This window comes from Micromonospora lutea (genome assembly GCF_016863535.1).
Lineage (GTDB): Bacteria > Actinomycetota > Actinomycetes > Mycobacteriales > Micromonosporaceae > Micromonospora > Micromonospora lutea.
The window spans coordinates 1-17,804 of sequence record NZ_BOPB01000038.1; the positions used below are offsets into that span (position 1 = coordinate 1).

Consider the following 17,804-nt stretch of genomic DNA (forward strand, 5'->3'; position numbering starts at 1 on the left):
AACCGCGCCCACAACGGGACGCGCCAGCCGGCGCCCACAACGATGAGGCGGCCCGGAGATCACTGATCTCCGGACCGCTTCCGATGTGATGGTCCGTTACTGCTTGAGCATGTTGTCCAGCAGCAGCGCGCAGCGGATCACCCCGAGGTGGCTGTACGCCTGCGGGTGGTTGCCCAGGCCGCGCTCCGCGAGCGGGTCGTACTGCTCGGGCAGCAGCCCGGTCGGGCCCGCCGTGTCGATCATCTGCATGAACAGTTCCTCGGCGTCGGTTCGCCGGCCGGTGCGCAGGTACGCCTCGATCAGCCACGCCGTGCAGATGTGGAAGCCGCCCTCGCGACCGGGCAGGCCATCGTCCCAGTGGTAGCGGTAGACGACCGGCCCGCTGCGCAGATCCGCCTCGATCTTCAATACGGTGGAGAGGAAGCGGGGGTCGTCACCGGCCAGCAGGCCGGAGATGCCGATCCACAGCGACGAGGCGTCCATGTCCTCGTCGCCGTACGCCACGCTGTACGCCTCGGCGTGCTCGTGCCAGCCGAACTCCAGCACGTTGGCGCCGATCCGGTCACGCAACTCGACCCATTCCGACCGGTCCTCGCCGCCGTGCTGGCGTACCACGTGCAGCGCCCGGTCGACGGTCATCCAGCACATCACCTTGGAGAAGACGTGGTGCCGGGGTGGCAGACGGGCTTCCCAGATGCCGTGATCCGGCTCGTGCCAGCGGCGGCGGACCGCCTCGACCATGTTCTCCAGCACCCGCCATTCCTCGGCGCGTACCGAGCCGCGTACGTCGGCGGTGGCGGCGATCAGGTCGGCGATCGGGCCGAAGACGTCAAGCTGAAGCTGGTGGTTGGCGAGGTTGCCGACGCGTACCGGGCGGGATCCGGCGTAGCCGGGCAGGGTGTCGATGACCGCTTCGGCACCGAGTTCGTAACCGTCGACGGTGTAGAGCGGGTGCAGTCGTTCGGGGTGCCCGCCGGTGCGCTCCACACAGCCGTCCACCCAGCGCAGGAAGGCTTCGGCCTCGGTGATCGAGCCGAGGTCGACCAGGGCCCGGGCGGTCATCGCGGCATCACGCAGCCAGCAGTAGCGGTAGTCCCAGTTGCGGACTCCGCCCAGTTCCTCCGGCAGTGAGGTGGTCGCCGCCGCCAGGATGGAGCCGGTCGCCTCGTGGCAGAGGCCGCGCAGCGTCAGTGCGCTGCGGGCGACCAGGTCCCGGGCGGTGGTGGGCAGGCGCAGCGAGGCCACCCACTCCTTCCAGGGACGCTCGGCCGCGGCCTGCCGCTCGTGAATGGGCAGCCGGTGGTGTTCGAGGCTGTGCGTACCGAACCGCAGCTCCAGCACCACCTGACCGCCGAGCGCGGCGAGGTCCACCACCGCCTTCGCCGTCTCGTACCCGCCGTCGTTGTCGACCTCCCACTGCACGCCGGGGGAGTAGAGCGCGACCGGCTCGTTGGAGCCGAGCACCAACAGGCCGTCGACGAGCGGCTGCAGCTGCACGGCGACCTGCGCGAACTCCGGTCGGGGCGCGAACTCCAGGCGTACCCGACCGGTGCCGGTCAGTACCCGGATCAGGGTCGAGTCCCCGGAGATGATCGCCGGGCCGTCGGGCGTGGTCTTGGGGTCCGGCTTGTCCAGCCAGTCGGTGACGGTGAGACCGGACCAGCGGGTCTCCACGGTCATCGTGCCCGACCGGTAGCGCTGGCCCAGCGGAATGCCGCCACGTTCCGGGGCGACGCTGAAGTGCCCGGCCGGGCTGCCACCGACCAGGTCTGCGAAGATCGCCGCCGAGTCGGGCTTCGGGTTGCACAGCCAGCTCACCTTGGCGTCCGGGGTGAGCAGCGCGACCGTCCGGCCGTTGGCCAGCATCGAGTGGCGCTCGATCGGCACCGCCCGTTCACCGAAGAGCCAGTGCCGCCGGGTCTCCAGCAGCAGCCCGAGCGCTCGGGCGGCCTCGATCGGCTCCGCGACCCGGTAACCGGCCTTGGTCTCGCCCGGCCCGATCTTGATGCCGACGTCGGGGCCGTGCAGGTTGCCGAAGGCGTTCTCGTCGGTGACGTCGTCGCCGATGAAGAGCACCGCACTGGCCGAGAGCTGGGTACGCAGCTGGTCGACGGCGGTGCCCTTGTGGGTGGCCACGACGGAGAGTTCGATGACCTCCTTGCCCTGCGTGACGGTGACGTCCGGCCAGGTCGCGGGACCGTTGCGCACCGCGTCGATGGTGGCGGCGGCGACCTGGGGATCCACCCCCCGGGTGTGCACGGCGACACTGGCCGGCTTGCGTTCCAGCCGGATGCCGGGGTGCTCCGCGGCGATCTCCCGCAGTGCGTCCCGCAGCCGGGTGCGTACGGCGATCAGTTCCGGGGAGAGCCGCTCAACGAAGCCGATGTCGAACTCGGAGCCGTGGCTGCCGACCAGGTGCACCTCGCTCGGCAGCCGGGAGAGCGCGGCCAGGTCGCGCAGCGCGCGGCCGGAGACTACCGCCACGGTGGTCTGCGGCAGCGCCGCCAGGGCCCGCACCGCCGCTACCGACTCCGGCAGCGGTACGGCCTTGCTCGGGTCCTCCACGATCGGGGCGAGCGTGCCGTCGTAGTCGCAGGCGACCAGGAGCTGGGGCACCCGGGCGATGCGCCCGATGGCGGCGCGCAGCTCCGGATCCATCGGGCTCGCGACGGACGTGACGGTGCCGTTGGACGCTGCGTTCACGCCGCCTCCATGTCGGGCACACCGAGTTCGGTGAGGAACGACTTCGCCCAGTGCCCCACGTCATGGGTGCGCAGATGGCGTTGCATTGTCCGCATACGGCGACGAGCCTCCGGCTTCTCCACATGCACGGCCCTCAGCAGAGCGTCCTTGACCGCGTCGGGGTCGTGCGGGTTGCACAGGAACGCCTGACGCAGCTCGGTGGCGGCGCCGGCGAACTCACTGAGTACGAGTGCGCCCCCGTGGTCCGCCCTCGATGCGACGTACTCCTTGGCCACCAGGTTCATGCCGTCCCGCAGCGGAGTAACCATCATCACGTCGGCAGCGGCGTACATCGCAGCCAGTTCGGTCCGACTGTACGACTGATGCAGATAATGCACCGCCGGCACGCCAACCCGACCAAATTCGCCATTAATCCGACCAACCTCGCGCTCGACCTTGACGCGAAGTGCCTGGTAGTGCTCCACGCGCTCGCGGCTCGGCGTCGCGACCTGCACCATAACCGCGTCGGGCACTGTCAACTTTCCGTCAGCGAGCAGCTCGCGGAACGCCTTGAGGCGGAGTTCGATGCCCTTGGTGTAGTCGAGGCGGTCGACGCCGAGGATGATCGTCCGGGGGTTGCCCAGCTCCTCGCGGATCTCCTTGGCCCGCGCCTGGATCGCCGGGTCGGCGGCCAACCGCTCCATCTCCTTGGTGTCGATGGAGATGGGGAAGGCGCCGGCCTTGACCTGGCGACCGTCCACCTGGATCATCTGGCCCTCGTATCGCAGCCCCAGCAGGTGCCGGGCCAGTCGGACGAAGTTCTGCGCGGCGAGCCGCTGCTGGAAGCCGACCAGGTCGGCGCCGAGCAGGCCACGCAGGAGCTCGGTGCGGAACGGCATCTGCATGAACAACTCGATCGGCGGGAACGGGATGTGCAGAAAGAAGCCGATCCGCAGGTCGGGGCGCAACTCCCGGAGCATCGCCGGCACCAACTGGAGCTGGTAGTCCTGGACCCAGACGGTGGCGCCTTCGGCGGCGACCTCCGCAGCAGCCTCCGCGAAGCGGGCATTGACCAGGCGGTACGCCTCCCGCCAGCGGCGCTTGTAGGCGGGCGTCTCGACGGCGTCGTGGTAGAGCGGCCAGATCGTCGCGTTGGACTGCCCCTCGTAGTAGCGCTCCAGTTCCTCCGCGCTCAACGGCACCGGATGGAGCCGGATGCCCTCCAGGTCGAACGGGTCGGGGGCAGCGCCGGTGCCGCCGGCCCAACCGACCCAGGTGCCCTGATGCTCGGCGAGGACGGGGTGCAGCGCGGTGACCAGCCCGCCGGGGCTGCGCCGCCACTGCCGCCCCTCGGGTGTGCTCACCTCGTCGACCGGCAGTCGGTTCGCCACTACGACAAAGGAGCTACGGACGGTCACGATCGGCCACCTCCGGGTGCTGACGGGTCCACCGCGATGAGCGTACTGAGCGTAGCTGCGGCGTCTGTTCCCCTGTGCCGGACTCACCTACCCGTCCCGAACTCGGCGAACCCTGACGTGATCATGTTGACAGGTGAGCCGGCCCGGCGGGCCGCTGGGGCGCGGACTTCGGGATGGGCGTACACCCGCTGGCGGGGCGATGTGGGCGCGGCGCGGCATACCTGTCAGGATTGACGCTGGCGTGCGCGCGGCCGGCTCCCGGCCGACGGCAGCGGACGGCGGCCCTGACCCGCGCCCGCACCACGCGAATCGGCGATCGAAGCGACGGAGGAGCCCGCACCGTGGCCCAGTACATCTACGTCCTGGAGAAGGCGCGCAAGGCGCACGGCGACAAGGTCGTGCTCGACAACGTGACGCTGAGCTTCCTGCCGGGGGCCAAGATCGGTGTGGTCGGTCCCAACGGCGCCGGTAAGTCCAGCCTTCTCAAGATCATGGCAGGGGTGGACCGGCCGAGCAACGGTGAGGCTCGGCTGATGCCCGGCTACACCGTGGGGATGCTCGCCCAGGAGCCCCCGCTCAACGACGCCAAGACCGTGCTCGGCAACGTCGAGGAAGCGGTCGCGGAGACCAAGGCGAAGCTGGAGCGGTTCAACAAGATCGCCGAGCAGATGGCCACCGACTACTCCGACGAGCTGATGGAGGAGATGGGCCGGCTCCAGGAGGAGCTGGACCACGCCGACGCGTGGGACATCGACTCCAAGCTCGAACTCGCCATGGACGCGTTGCGCTGCCCGCCGCCGGACGCCGACGTCACCCAGCTCTCCGGTGGTGAGCGTCGTCGGGTCGCGCTGTGCAAGCTGCTGCTGGAGGCACCCGACCTGCTGCTGCTCGACGAGCCCACCAACCACCTGGACGCGGAGAGCGTGCAGTGGCTGGAGCAGCACCTGGCCAAGTACGCCGGCACCGTCATCGCCATCACCCACGACCGGTACTTTTTGGACAACGTGGCCGGCTGGATCCTGGAGCTGGACCGGGGCCGTGCCGTCGGGTACGAGGGCAACTACTCCACCTACCTGGAGAAGAAGGCCGCCCGGCTGGCCGTGGAGGGCCGCCGCGACGCCAAGATGAAGAAGCGCCTCTCCGAGGAACTGGAGTGGGTCCGCTCCAACGCCAAGGCCCGGCAGACCAAGTCCAAGGCCCGCCTCGACCGGTACGACGAGATGGCTACCGAGGCGGAGAAGACCCGCAAGCTGGACTTCGAGGAGATCCAGATCCCGCCGGGCCCCCGGCTGGGCAACACCGTCATCGAGGCGAAGAACCTGAGTAAGGGCTTCGGCGACCGCCTGCTGATCGACAACCTCTCCTTCTCGCTGCCGCGCAACGGCATCGTCGGCATCATCGGTCCGAACGGCGTCGGCAAGACCACCCTGTTCAAGACGATCGTGGGGCTGGAGGAGCCGACCGCCGGCTCGGTCCGGGTCGGCGAGACGGTGTCGCTGTCCTACGTCGACCAGAACCGACAGGGCCTCGACGGCGACAAGACCGTCTGGGAGGTCGTCTCCGACGGCCTGGACCACCTCATGGTGGGCAAGGTCGAGATGCCGTCGCGGGCGTACATCGCGGCGTTCGGTTTCAAGGGCCCCGACCAGCAGAAGCCGACCAAGGTGCTCTCCGGTGGCGAGCGCAACCGGCTCAACCTGGCGTTGACGCTGAAGATCGGCGGCAACGTGATCCTGCTCGACGAGCCGACCAACGACCTGGACGTGGAAACCCTCTCCAGCCTGGAGAACGCGTTGCTGGAGTTCCCCGGCTGCGCCGTGGTGATCTCCCACGACCGGATGTTCCTGGACCGGGTCGCCACGCACATCCTGGCCTGGGAGGGCGACGAGGAGAACCCGGCGAAGTGGTTCTGGTTCGAGGGCAACTTCGAGGCGTACGAGAAGAACAAGGTCGACCGGCTCGGCGCTGAAGCGGCCCGTCCACACCGGGTGACGTACCGCAAGCTGACCCGCGACTGACCAGGAGGTCTGTCGTGGCTGACCGGTTCGTCTACCACTGCACCCTGCGGTGGTCCGATCTCGACGCGTACGGGCACGTCAACAACGCCCGCTTCCTCACTCTCTACGAGGAGGCCCGGGTGGCGTTGATGTTCGTCGGCGCCCGGGCGCACGGGGTGGAGTCGTTCGCCGACGGCGTGGTGATCCGTCGGCACGAGGTGGACTACCTGCACCCGGTGGACTACTCCCTCGACCGGGCCACCACCGAGACGGCACCCACGGTGCGGATCGAGCTGTGGGTGGAGCAGATGCGCGCCGCATCCTTCACCGTCGGTTACGAGATGTACGACGGCGAACTGCTCATCAGTCGGGCACGTTCGGTGCTGGTGCCGTTCGATCTGGCCCGACAGGTGCCTCGGCGGCTCAGCGAGCCGGAGCGGGCCTTCCTGGTCGGCTACGCCTTGCCGGTCGGTACGCCGTGAGCGCCGGGCACGGCGTCGTCGACGTCGCCGACGCGGGGGCGTTCCTGGCCCGGCTCGTCCGGTTGGAGCGCGCCGCCCTGGTCCGGCTCCGGCCGGCCGTCGTTGACGCGCGTACCGCCCTCTGGGCGCGGTTGCCGTGGGGCGTGCTGGCCGTGCGGACGGTGGCCGGCGCGGGTGCCGGTGATGTCACCGTCGCCGCCGGGGAGTTGCTCGCCGCGTTCGCGGCCGGTCGGGCGGACCTGCCGGCCCGCCGCGACGCGCAGTGGCGGTGGGCCCTGCCGCCTGCCGCCAGTCGCCCGGTCGAGACACTGCCGGGCGGGGAACTGCGTCGGCTGGCCGAGGCGGCGGCGGGGACCCTGCGCGAGGCAGCCGAGCATGGCGTCGGCGGCCGGGCGGTGGGGCAGCGGATGCTGCGTGACGCCCTGCTGGACCACGTGGCGGTAGTGGTCACCCCCGACGACGATCCTGACCGTCCGGTGGAGGTGACCCAGCGAATGGTGCAGGGTCTGGTTCGAATGGGCTTCCTCGGTCCGTCCGGGGATTCGTCAGCCGGTGACGGCGTGCAGGTACGTGCGAGTGGCCGATGGGTCGGGCTGGTGGGACCGTACGGAGCCGTCTGGTCGCAGAAGGCCACGGATCTTGTCGTACGGCCGTCCATGGCTCATGCGAACGGATGACCTCTAGTCATCCTTCCGGCTTGGTGCTGGCGTTGGGGGGGTGCTTCGTTCCGGCTGTCCGGGTACCGTCCATCCTCGGATCCACCCACTGTAGGCGACCGGATCCGCTGGGGAGTGAGGTGCGCGAGCGATGCCGTGGTGGTCATGGCGTCCAGGTCCCGCCAGTGGCGGCGGTGACCCGGAAACTCGAAGCAGGATCATGGTGGAAGGCACCGTTCGGGTCAGCCCGCCGGCGCCACGTCAACCGGGAGACGACTGCCCGGCGGCGGAGCGCCCGTTGATCGCCGACATGCCAGCCACCGTCGAACAGGTCACCCTGCGCCGCATCTGCGACGCGCTCGACCTGCTCGACGTGCGTTACCTGGCTGACGGAGACGGCAACCTGCTGGCCATGTGGGAGCGGCACGCGGTGCTGGTCACCCTGGAGGGGCCGGAGGACGAGATCCTCGTGCTGCGGGCCCGGCCACACGCGACGGTGCCGCCGGACTGGGCGGACCGCGCCTATCGGGTGGTCAACGAGTGGAACCACACCCGACGCTTCTGCAAGGCGTACGTGGGTGACCCCACCGAGCGCGGTCAGTTGCCGATCTACGCCGAGTTGCAGGTACCGCTCGCGGCGGGTGCGCACGACGCGCTCCTGGTCGAGCTGCTGGACTGCGGCGCCGCGGTGGCCACCAGCTTCGTCGACTGGCTGCACGACGAGGGTGCCCTGCTCTGACCGGTGACCGCCCCGTGCTGTGGCGGGGCGTGGACGTCAACCGTGTGCTGCCGGGTCCTCCATGTCGTTCACCATGAAGTACGCCGCCCGTTCCAGGTAGTTCCACAGTTCCGTGGCGAGCGCCGGGGGCAGGTCGATGCTGTCGACCGCCCGGCGCATGTGACGCAGCCAGGCGTCGCGTTCGGCGGCGCCGATCCGGAACGGGGCGTGGCGCATCCGCAGCCGGGGATGGCCGCGCTGCGCCGAGTAGGTGTTCGGGCCACCCCAGTACTGCATGAGAAAGAGCCGCATCCGGTCGCTGGCGGGGCCCAGGTCCTCCTCCGGGTACATCGGGCGCAGCAGCGGGTCGGCGGCGATGCCGGCGTAGAACTCCTCGACCAGCTTGCGGAACGTGGGCTCGCCGCCGACGGCGTCGAAGAACGTGACCGCCTTGCCGTGGCCTTCGGACTCAGCTGCTGGATTCACCGTTCCATCCTGCCAGGCTCGGACCGGCCTTCGCCCGGTCGGCACCGGGGCAACGGGGTGGTTCAGGTCACCGCCTGCCGGGGTCGCCCGGGGCCCACGTGCCCAGGGCCCGGGTCATCGGGGGAGGCGCTCTCGGACGGCGCATCCGGGGCGGGCGCACCATCCGCCCTGCCGGACGCGGCGCGGGCGGCTTCGATGGAAGCGGTCACGGTCTGCTGGTCGGGCCAGCGCAGCGCGACGACCGACATCAGCACCACCCCGGCGGCGCTCCACACCCCCACCACGACCGGAAGCGGGAAACGCTCGGCGAGCAACCCGGTAACCAGGACGGCCGCGCCCTGGATGACCTGCACGCCGGTCGCCATGACACCGAACGCACGGGCCCGGAAGCCGTCCGGCAGGGCCTGGACGAAGAGCCCGTTGGCCATCGGGAGCAGCCCGGCGACCGCGAAGCCGCAGACCGCGGCGAGCAGCGCCACCACCACCGGCGGCGGGTCCAGCAACGCGGGCACCAGCGCCAGTGGGGCGGCCACGGCCAACGGTCGGAGTAGCCGCAGCCGGCGAGCCGGCGCGATGGCACGACCGATGATCAACCCGCCGAGGATGAAGCCGACCGGGGTGGCTGCCATGATCACCGCTTGCGCCAGCCCCGGGTTCATGCTCTCGCCGGCATGTTCATTGGCCCAGGCAGCGGCCAACCCTTCGGGCACGATGGAGAAGAGCATGGCACTGAAGACCAGGACGGCGATCGCCCGCAGCACCGGCGTTCGAAAGACCATCTGAAAGCCCGCGGCGGTCTCCCGGAGCAGATGACTGCGGTGTGCACCGGTCATCGCCGGTGGCCGGTCCTGCACGCCGAGCCGGACGATCACGGCCGACAGGCCGAAGGCGCCAGCGTTCATCAGCAGCGCGGCGGTGGGGTTGACCGTTGCTACGGCGGCGCCGAGCAGATAGCCGACCACCTGGGCGGCCTGCCCCACGCTGGCGTTGACGGAGAGTCCGACCACGAGCCGGTCCCCGGGCAGGATCAGTGGCAGCAACGCCGATCGGGCGGCCTGACTCGGCGGATTCGCCAGCGTGGTGGCGAACAGTAGCGCCAGGATCACCGGTGCCGGCGTCCCGGGGATGGCGACGAGCAGCATCAACGCCATCCGGATGAGGTCACAGACGACCATGACCTGTCGGTAGCGATGCCGTTCGGCGATCGTGGCCAGCAGCGGGCCGCCGACCAACCACGGCAGGTAGCTGACCGCGAAGGCGGCGGCCGACAGCGCAACCGACTCGGTTTCCCGGTAGACCAGGAGGGTGACGGCTGCCTTGGCGACGTAGTCACCGACCCAGGTCAGCGTGCTGGCTGCGAAGACGGCGCGGTACTCACGCTGGCCGAAGACCTCCCGGAAGGTGGCCGGCCCTTCCGGAGAAGGTCGCTCGTCGGACACCATCGCCTCCATCGTCCCGGCGTCTGGCCACTCGTGATGGCGGCCCGGGACCATCGTCAGGTCTGCGGATCAGCGAGGACGTGACACCGCTCGGTAAGCGCGTGCACCGGATTCTGCCCGATCGTCTGACAACTGGCTAGGGCGAACGGCTGGTCGGTCGCATCTCCGACTGAACGAACGGACGATACCCGAGGGGCCGCTCAGCCGCGACCCCTGCCGGTCGGCTCAGGTGGCACCGCCCTGACCGGTCTCGCTGTCCGATCGAGTAGGTACCCCCGAGTAGAGGCGGCCCGCCGCGATCCTCGCCGTGATGCCCGAGTTCTCCAGCGCCTCGGCCAGCCGACGGCGCAGTTCCCGGCCCACGCTGAACTGACCATCGGCGGTGGTCTTCACCACGGTCCGGATCACCGTGCCCTCCACCGTGACCTGCTCGACGCCGAGCACCTCCGGTGGCTCGACGATCGACGGGGCCAGGTCCGGATCCACCGCGATCGAGGCAGCGGCGGTACGCAGCACGGCCGTCGCCTCCTCGGTGCCGGCGAAACCGATCGGCAGGTCGACCACCACCAACGCCCACCCCTGGCTCTTGTTACCCACCCGGACGATCTCGCCGTTGCGGATGTACCAGAGCACTCCCCGTCCGTCCCGGACGGTGGTGACGCGCAGTCCGACCGCCTCCACCACGCCGGTCGCCTCGCCGAGATCGACGTTGTCACCCACCCCGTACTGATCCTCGATCAGCATGAACAACCCCGCGATCAGGTCCTTGACCAGGCTTTGCGCGCCGAAGCCGAGAGCCACACCGGCGATGCCGGCGCTGGCCAGCAACGGCGCCAGGTCGAAGCTGAACTCCTTGAGCACCATCAGCAGGGCGATGCCGAAGATGAACGCGGTGCTCAGGCTCCGGAGCACCGAACCGATCGCCTCGGCACGCTGCCGGCGACGCTCGGGGATGAACTCGCCGGGCTCGGTGGCGGCGCTCGGGATGCGCTCGCGCAGCGGACGGAGCATGGTCGGCACCCCGGCGTCGCTGGTGGTGCGCACCAGCCGGCGGATCGTACGGTGCACCAGCCACCGGGCCACCAACGCCAGCAGCAGGATCAGGATGATCCGCAGCGGCTTGACGAGGATCCAGAAGCTGCCCTCGGCGAACCACACCGAGTCCGTCCAGTTCCAGACGGCCTTGCACAGCAACTCGTCCAGGCATTCCGGGCTGGGCGTTTCGTCGGGTTCCGCGCCGGGCTGGGCGGGGGTGGGGCTGGGGCTGCTGACGGTCACCCTGTTTTCGTACCGCAACCGGCCGGCGGACCTGTCGGCGACCCACCCACCGGCGACCGTCGACTCGTGAGCGCGGCCCGCCGGAAAGCGCCGGGGTACCCCGGATTAGTACGTGCATTCGCGGGTCCGATCAGGGACGATTGGCGCAGCGGACGTCGGTGATCCGGCCGGCGTCGACGTGGTGTGGGGCTGTGCCCGGCGCCGGTCGGCGGTGGCGAGTGGTAAGCCGCTTGACCGGGAGGGTGACGCGATGCCTGACATACGACCCACGGTGGGCTCCGGCGCGCTGGTCCTCAACGCCACCTACGAGCCGCTGTGTGTCGTGTCGGTACGTCGTGCCGCGATTCTCGTGCTCTCCGCCAAAGCGGTCTGTGTCGCCGACGGTGACGGCATCCTGCACAGCGCCCGCAGCGCGCTGCCGGTGCCCTCGGTCGTCCGGCTCACCCGTTTCGTCCGGGTGCCGTACCGCACCCACGTAGGCTTGTCCCGCCGGGCCATCTTCGCCCGGGACGGTTGGCGTTGCGCTTACTGCCGGGGCCCGGCGGAGACCATCGATCACGTCTTCCCGCGCAGCCGGGGTGGCCGGCACGCCTGGGAGAACGTGGTCGCCGCCTGCGCCAGATGCAACCACACCAAAGGCGACAAGACCCCGGCCGAACTGGGCTGGCGACTGCACTGTCTGCCCACCGCCCCGAAAGGGATCGCCTGGCGGGTGCTCGGCCACCGCGCGCCCGACCCACGCTGGGCAGACTGGCTCGACCTCCGCGAACCCGAAGCCGCCTGACCGGGCCGACCGCTTGCCCTCCCAGATCTTCACCCGCCGGTAGCAGATCCCCGTCGGCCTGCGCGGCCAACACCCGCGCCACTCCAGCGGGGAGCGCGCCGACCAGGTTTTCGGGGGAGCCCGACCCGCGCAGGGATCAAGCCTGACCGCCCGGAGCGGGTCGGGCTCCCCCGAAAACCCCACCGCAACCCCTACCGAGCCTCGACCAGCGAAGCGAACACCACCACGTTGTCCGCGTACCCCGTCTCCCCACCAACCCAGCGCCCACCGCACGTGATCAGCCGCAGTTGCGGACGGCTGAAGTCCCCGAACACCTCGTCCGTCGGCAACTGTTCCTTGTCGTACCGGTCGACCCGGTCGACCTCGAAGACCGCCACCGAGCCGTCCGAGCGGGCGACCTCGACCCGGTCGCCGGCCCGCAACCTCGACAGCTGATGGAAGACCGCCGGGCCGGTGGTGGTGTCGACGTGCCCCACGATGACGGCCGGGCCGTACTGGCCGGGGGTCGGCCCCTGGTCGTACCAGCCGGCCTCCTGGGCCCGTTCGGCGGGCGGTGCGGCGATGCTGCCGTCGGGTGCGATGCCCACGTTGTGTACCGGGGCGGTCAGGTCGATCGTGTTGATCTCGATGCCGACCGGCTCGCTCGCCGCCAGCAACGGGAACTTCCTGGGTGGCTGCGCGAGCCCGGCGATGAAGCGGTCCGGTAGCAGACTCAGGCCGGTCAGTCGCTCGACGCCGAGCATCGCGATGATCAGCATCATCAGCGAGCCGATCACCACCACCGGCAGCCCCGGGCCGGAGTGACCGAGCCGCCTGGTCCCCACCGTCCGGGCGTTACGCCGCCTGGGCGGTAGCGGTGCCGCCGTGGGATCGGGTGTGGCGACGCTGGCCGAGCCCACCTGCGCGGCGACCCGGACCAGCCGGCTCGCCGCCGCGACCGCTCGCCGCCAGGCGCGGTGGCTCCGACGGGTGGCGCTCCGGCGTGGACCGGGGCCGGGTTCCGGCGTGGGTACGCGGAAGCCGGGCATGACGACGGTGGGTCAGGAACCGGCCCGGCGTCGGCTGCTCAGCAGCCCGAAGACCACCGCTGCGGTCACCGTGGCGACGCCGCCCAGCAGCAGCATCGAGCCGGTGCCCCGCTCGGCGGTACCCCCGCCACCGGTCGCCGGTCCCTTGGTGGGCTGGTCCATGTTCAGCACGGTCAGGGTGGTGCTGGCCGTCCGGTCGTTGTCACAGCGCAGGTGCACCGGATAGTCGCCGGCCGCCTTGTTGCCGGGCACGGTGACCGAACCGGTGAGGAAGCCGTTGTCCGGCCGGAGGAAGACCCGGTTGAACGCGTCCGAGGTCACCTCGGCCTGGCGGTCGTTGGCGTTGTCACAACTGGCCCGGATGTTCACCCGGGAGCCGGCCTGGACGCTGTTCGGCGTGACCTCGACGAAGGTGTTCTCACCCGCTCGGGCAGGTGCGGCACCGGGCAGGACGAACAGCCCTGCCAGCGCGAATGCCGCGACCAGGACGAACGCCCCGAACAGTCGGGCGATGAGCGACGGGGCGTGGTGGCCCCCGTACCGTCGTAGACCTCGCATGGGATCCTCCCTCCCGGCACCGGCGCACCGGTTCCTGCTGGGGCGACCCGCGTGCTTTCCCCCCGCTCCGGTGGCTAACCTCCCGTGCCGGGCAGCGGGGCGACGGCCTGCCAGCCGAGCGGGGTGGAGAGCACCATCGTGCTCGACGGCTGCCCATAGGGGGCGAGTCGGTCAATGACCGCCTCGAAGTCGCCGATCGAGCCGGCCGCGACCTTCAGCACGCTGCACGCGTCACCGGTGATCCGGTGGATCTCCAGGATCTCGGGCCACCGCGCGACCTCCGGGTCGTGCAGGATGCAGCGGGCGCCGTAACAGGACATCCGGATCAGCGCGACCACCCGGCGGCCGGCCCGGGCCAGATCGACGTGGGCGTGGTACCCACTGATCACGCCCGTCTCCTCCAGCCGACGCACCCGCTCGGCCACCGCGGGCGGCGACAGGTGTACCCGCCGGGACAGTTCGCTGAAGGACAACCGTGCGTCGGCCTGCAACTCGCGGAGCAGGGCCCAGTCCATCTCGTCCATGCCCGTGACCTTACGTGTGACAGGCCGTTCCCGGCGATCGGCTTCCGTTCCGCAGGTCGATCGCGGAAAGTGCCGTTGAACAGGCATTCCATCGGGCCAACCTGGCAGGAGATCATGACTGGACGGGCGACCCGGAAGGAGCGGACGCATGGAGCAGACGGATCTGCGCCCGGCGACCCGGACGGAGGTGCGTCCGGTCACCGCGCGACAGCGGATGGCCCGGGCCGCACGCAACGGCGGCGAGCCCACCCTCGACTTCGCCGAGCGGGTGCCGTACGACGCGTACGTGCAGGCCAGCACGTTGCATCGGCTGCAACAGCCGTTGAGCGGCGACCCGGGTGAGATGTCCTTCCTGATGGTCAGCCAGATCATGGAGTTGTACTTCGGCCTGACCTGTCACGAGCTGCGGGAGACGTCCCGGCTGCTGCGCGCCGACCGGGTGTGGGAGGCGCTGGCCCCGCTGCGCCGCGCGGCACTGCACCTGGAGGGACTCAACGCGGCCTGGCGGGGCCTGCGCTGGATGACCCCGGCCGACTTCAACCGCTTCCGCAACCTGCTCGGCGAGGGTTCGGGCTTCCAGTCGGCGATGTACCGCCACCTGGAGTTCCTGCTCGGGCTCCGTGACCCGGCGCTGATCCGCCCGTTCCGTCGGCAGACCGAGGTGTACGCCGAACTCACCGACGCCCTGGCCACCCCGAGCGTCTGGGACGAAGTGGTCGCGTTGCTCGCCCGGTACGGTCACGATTTGCCAACCGAACTGTTGGAGCGGGACGTGGCCACCGAACATGAGACGCATCCCGCCGTCGAGGCGGCCTGGGTGCAGATCTACGCCGACACCGGCCCGGACAACCACCTGCGGCTGCTCGGCGAGGCGCTGACCGAGGTGGCCGAGCAGTTCGGCGACTGGCGGCACCACCACATCAAGGCGGTGCAGCGGACCATGGGTGCCAAGGTCGGCAGCGGCGGCTCGGCCGGGTTGGCATGGCTGCAACGCAGTATGGCCCGGGTGGTCTTCCCAGAACTGTGGTCGGCCCGGACGGCGATGTGAGGCAGGCGTGACGGAGATGGCAAAGAGGAAGGCCGACGCGGTCGCTCCGCGCCTCGGCGAGGAGCAGCCGGGCCTCGGCGAGGCTGAGCAGCCGGGCCTCGGCGAGGCTGAGGCGCTCCGCCTGGACGCGGCCGAGCCGGGGCACCGGCACCTGTTTCACGTGCCGCCGGCCGACGGTGGACGCTATCCGGAGGCCGCGTACCTGGCGGGTAACTCGCTCGGCCTGCAACCGAGGGCCACCCGCGACGAACTCCTGGCCGACCTGGATGCCTGGCGCCGGCTCGGCGTGGAAGGGCACCTGGCGGGGGAACGGCCCTGGCTGCCGTACCACGAGCTGTTGACGGCGCCGGCCGCCCGACTGGTCGGCGCCCTGCCCACGGAGACCGTGGTGATGAACTCGCTGACGGTCGACCTGCATCTGCTGATGGTCAGCTTCTACCGGCCGGTGGGGGAGCGGACCCGGATCGTCATCGAGGACACCGCCTTCCCGTCGGACAGCTACGCGGTGCGCAGCCAGGCGCGGTTCCACGGCCTCGACCCCGACAGCACGGTCGTCCGGCTCGCGCCGCGTCCCGGTGAGGACACCCTGCGGACCGAGGACGTCACCGGTTACCTGGCGGCCGAGGGGCACACCGTGGCGCTGGTCCTGCTCGGTGGCGTCAACTACCTCACCGGCGAGCTGATGGACATCCCGGCGATCACCGCGGCCGGCCGGGCCGCCGGCGCGGTCGTCGGGTGGGACCTGGCGCACGCGGCCGGTAACGTGCCGCTGTCGCTGCACGATTGGGACGTCGACTTCGCTGCCTGGTGCTCCTACAAGTACCTGAACTCCGGCCCCGGGGCGTTGGCCGGGGTTTTCGTGCACGAACGGCACCACGGCGATCCGACGCTGCCCCGCTTCGAGGGGTGGTGGAGCACGGCGGCGGCCACCCGGTTCGAGATGGCACCGGTCAGCCGGCCACCGACCACCGTCGAGGCGTGGCAGATCTCCAACCCGCCGATCTTCGCGATGGGTCCGGTCCGCACGTCGCTGGAGCTGTTCGACTCGGTCGGCATGCCGGCGCTGCGGGAGCGCAGCCTTCGGCTCACCGGTTACCTGGAGCGGCTGCTGGACGAGGTCACCGCCAGCCGTCCACTCACCGTGATCACCCCCCGCGAGCCGCGGCGACGTGGTTGTCAGCTCTCGGTACGCATCGGTGAGGGCAGCGCCAACGAGCTGACCAAGCGACTGCGCCACGAACACGGGGTGATCGCTGACGCCCGGGAACCGGATGTGGTCCGGTTCGCCCCGGTGCCGCTGTACTCGACGTACCACGACTGCTGGCGGGTCGCCGACGCGCTGGCCGCGACGGTTGCGGAGGTGGCCCGTTGACCCAGGAACGCGACGAGATCGCGGTGGTGGGCGCCGGGCTGGCCGGTTGCCTGCTGGCCTGCTTCCTGGCCCACCGGGGCTATCCGGTGGCGCTCTACGAGCGACGTCCGGACCCGCGTAGCGGCACGCCCGAGCGAGGTCGCTCGATCAACCTGGCGCTCTCCGAGCGGGGGCTCGACGCGCTGCGTCGGATCGGACTCGTCGAGCAGGTGATGGCGGACGCGTTGCCGATGCGGGGCCGCATGGTCCATCCGGTGAACGGTGCCCCGGGACTCCAGCCGTACAGCAGCTCCGGTGATCTGGCGATCAACTCGATAGGCCGTGGCGCGTTGAACAATGCCCTGCTGGAGGCCGCCGCCAAGCTGCCGGGAGTGCGGATCGCCTTCGATCACCGGTTGGTCGGGCTCGATCCGGCGACCGGGACGATGACCTTCGAGACGCCGCAGGGCACGGCCACCGCGCGGGCGCGCGTGGTGCTCGGCGCCGACGGTGCCGGTTCGGCCGTACGCGGGCAGTTGCTCGCCCACGACCTGGTCACCGAGAGCGTCGACTTCCTCGACTACGGCTACAAGGAACTGACCATCCCGCCGCTCGGTGGCGACTTCGCCCTGGACCCGGGGGCCCTGCACATCTGGCCGCGCGGCACCTCGATGATGATCGCGCTGCCCAACCCGGACCGCTCGTTCACCTGCACCCTGTTCTGGCCCACCCACGGCACCGCCAGCTTCGCCTCGCTGGGCAGCGCGGCGGCGATCGAGCGGCACTTCGCGCAGCACTATCCGGACCTGCCGCCGATCGCCCCGAACCTGGTCGACGACTACCAGCACAACCCGGTCGGGGTGCTCGGCACGGTGCGGTGCGACCCGTGGCAGGTCGACGGGCGGGTCGCCCTGCTCGGTGATGCGGCGCACGCCATCGTGCCGTTCTACGGTCAGGGCGCGAACTGCGCCTTCGAAGACGTGGTGGAGCTGGACCGCTGTCTCGACGAGTGCGCCGGGGACTGGTCGGCGGCACTGCCGCTGTTCCAGCACCGCCGGCAGGACAATGCCGAGGCGATTGCCCGGATGGCGCTTGCCAACTTCGTGGAGATGCGCGACAAGGTCGGCTCGCCGGTCTTCCGGGCCCGCAAGCAGGTCGAGCACGCGTTGGAGCGTGCGCTGCCCGGCCGGTACGTCTCCCAGTACGAACTGGTGTCCTTCTCCACCGTCCCGTACGCGCAGGTGCGACGTCGCGTCCGCCGGCAGTACCAGGTGGTCGGCCTGGCGGCGGCCGGCCTGGTGGCGGTGGCCGGCGCGGTGGTGGCGTCCGCGCTCAGGAGGCGCGGATGACCCGCT

16 protein-coding genes are annotated in these 17,804 nt (G+C 70.5%); 8 read left to right on the forward strand and 8 right to left on the reverse strand.

Features of this window, described 5'->3' with window-relative positions; all coding sequences use genetic code 11:
* Nucleotides 1-96: 96 nt before the first annotated feature.
* Both otsB and Vlu01_RS26455 read right to left on the reverse strand, forming a co-directional pair.
* Nucleotides 97-2,658 carry a trehalose-phosphatase gene (gene otsB, locus Vlu01_RS26450; RefSeq protein ID WP_204004721.1) on the reverse strand — a complete coding sequence of 854 codons (2,562 nt, stop codon included), beginning with the start codon at nucleotides 2,656-2,658 and terminating at the stop codon, nucleotides 97-99.
* Between the two features lie 41 nt (nucleotides 2,659-2,699).
* Complete coding sequence (locus tag Vlu01_RS26455; protein WP_204004613.1) at nucleotides 2,700-4,100, reverse strand: alpha,alpha-trehalose-phosphate synthase (UDP-forming); 1,401 nt, start codon at nucleotides 4,098-4,100, stop codon at nucleotides 2,700-2,702.
* Between the two features lie 341 nt (nucleotides 4,101-4,441).
* On the opposite strand from Vlu01_RS26455, the gene ettA reads away from it, so the two are divergent.
* The 4 genes from ettA (at nucleotide 4,442) to Vlu01_RS26475 (ending at nucleotide 7,974) form a co-directional block, all read left to right on the forward strand.
* Nucleotides 4,442-6,118: an energy-dependent translational throttle protein EttA gene (ettA, locus tag Vlu01_RS26460; RefSeq protein ID WP_204004616.1), complete on the forward strand. Its 1,677-nt coding sequence runs from the start codon at nucleotides 4,442-4,444 to the stop codon at nucleotides 6,116-6,118.
* A 14-nt stretch (nucleotides 6,119-6,132) separates the two neighbouring features.
* Entirely contained in the window at nucleotides 6,133-6,579 is a 447-nt protein-coding gene (locus Vlu01_RS26465; protein WP_204004619.1) for an acyl-CoA thioesterase, read from the forward strand.
* Nucleotides 6,576-7,256 carry a DUF8185 domain-containing protein gene (locus Vlu01_RS26470; RefSeq protein WP_204004622.1) on the forward strand — a complete coding sequence of 227 codons (681 nt, stop codon included), beginning with the start codon at nucleotides 6,576-6,578 and terminating at the stop codon, nucleotides 7,254-7,256. Before Vlu01_RS26465 ends, Vlu01_RS26470 begins: the two co-directional genes overlap by 4 nt.
* A gap of 130 nt (nucleotides 7,257-7,386) precedes the next feature.
* Nucleotides 7,387-7,974 carry a type III secretion system chaperone family protein gene (locus tag Vlu01_RS26475; RefSeq protein ID WP_204004625.1) on the forward strand — a complete coding sequence of 196 codons (588 nt, stop codon included), beginning with the start codon at nucleotides 7,387-7,389 and terminating at the stop codon, nucleotides 7,972-7,974.
* A gap of 36 nt (nucleotides 7,975-8,010) precedes the next feature.
* On the opposite strand, the gene Vlu01_RS26480 is transcribed toward Vlu01_RS26475, so the two are convergent.
* The 3 genes from Vlu01_RS26480 to Vlu01_RS26490 all read right to left on the reverse strand — a co-directional run bounded on the left by Vlu01_RS26480 (nucleotide 8,011) and on the right by Vlu01_RS26490 (nucleotide 11,156).
* Nucleotides 8,011-8,439 (reverse strand): globin, encoded by a 429-nt coding sequence (locus Vlu01_RS26480; protein WP_204004628.1) that lies wholly within the window; start codon nucleotides 8,437-8,439, stop codon nucleotides 8,011-8,013.
* 62 nt (nucleotides 8,440-8,501) lie between these two features.
* Nucleotides 8,502-9,881, reverse strand: a complete 1,380-nt coding sequence (locus tag Vlu01_RS26485; protein ID WP_204004631.1) for an MFS transporter — start codon at nucleotides 9,879-9,881, stop codon at nucleotides 8,502-8,504.
* Nucleotides 9,882-10,103: 222 nt separating this feature from the next.
* Complete coding sequence (locus Vlu01_RS26490; protein ID WP_204004634.1) at nucleotides 10,104-11,156, reverse strand: mechanosensitive ion channel family protein; 1,053 nt, start codon at nucleotides 11,154-11,156, stop codon at nucleotides 10,104-10,106.
* 250 nt (nucleotides 11,157-11,406) lie between these two features.
* Between Vlu01_RS26490 and Vlu01_RS26495 the strand changes: the two genes are divergently transcribed.
* Nucleotides 11,407-11,940 carry an HNH endonuclease gene (locus Vlu01_RS26495; protein ID WP_204004637.1) on the forward strand — a complete coding sequence of 178 codons (534 nt, stop codon included), beginning with the start codon at nucleotides 11,407-11,409 and terminating at the stop codon, nucleotides 11,938-11,940.
* Between the two features lie 191 nt (nucleotides 11,941-12,131).
* On the opposite strand, the gene Vlu01_RS26500 is transcribed toward Vlu01_RS26495, so the two are convergent.
* The 3 genes from Vlu01_RS26500 to Vlu01_RS26510 form a co-directional block, all read right to left on the reverse strand.
* Nucleotides 12,132-12,968 (reverse strand): class F sortase, encoded by an 837-nt coding sequence (locus tag Vlu01_RS26500; RefSeq protein WP_204004639.1) that lies wholly within the window; start codon nucleotides 12,966-12,968, stop codon nucleotides 12,132-12,134.
* Between the two features lie 12 nt (nucleotides 12,969-12,980).
* On the reverse strand, nucleotides 12,981-13,526 hold the full coding sequence (locus tag Vlu01_RS26505) for a hypothetical protein (RefSeq protein WP_239096143.1): 546 nt from the start codon (nucleotides 13,524-13,526) through the stop codon (nucleotides 12,981-12,983).
* A gap of 74 nt (nucleotides 13,527-13,600) precedes the next feature.
* Nucleotides 13,601-14,050: an Lrp/AsnC family transcriptional regulator gene (locus Vlu01_RS26510; protein ID WP_204004641.1), complete on the reverse strand. Its 450-nt coding sequence runs from the start codon at nucleotides 14,048-14,050 to the stop codon at nucleotides 13,601-13,603.
* A 148-nt stretch (nucleotides 14,051-14,198) separates the two neighbouring features.
* On the opposite strand from Vlu01_RS26510, the gene Vlu01_RS26515 reads away from it, so the two are divergent.
* From Vlu01_RS26515 to Vlu01_RS26525, 3 genes are read left to right on the forward strand one after another with little or no spacing between them, the layout of a single operon-like run.
* Nucleotides 14,199-15,098: a tryptophan 2,3-dioxygenase gene (locus tag Vlu01_RS26515; protein WP_204004643.1), complete on the forward strand. Its 900-nt coding sequence runs from the start codon at nucleotides 14,199-14,201 to the stop codon at nucleotides 15,096-15,098.
* A gap of 16 nt (nucleotides 15,099-15,114) precedes the next feature.
* Nucleotides 15,115-16,470 (forward strand): kynureninase, encoded by a 1,356-nt coding sequence (gene kynU / locus Vlu01_RS26520; RefSeq protein ID WP_239096144.1) that lies wholly within the window; start codon nucleotides 15,115-15,117, stop codon nucleotides 16,468-16,470.
* Nucleotides 16,467-17,798 (forward strand): FAD-dependent oxidoreductase, encoded by a 1,332-nt coding sequence (locus Vlu01_RS26525; protein ID WP_204004645.1) that lies wholly within the window; start codon nucleotides 16,467-16,469, stop codon nucleotides 17,796-17,798. Before kynU ends, Vlu01_RS26525 begins: the two co-directional genes overlap by 4 nt.
* The last annotated feature ends 6 nt before the right edge of the window (nucleotides 17,799-17,804 follow it).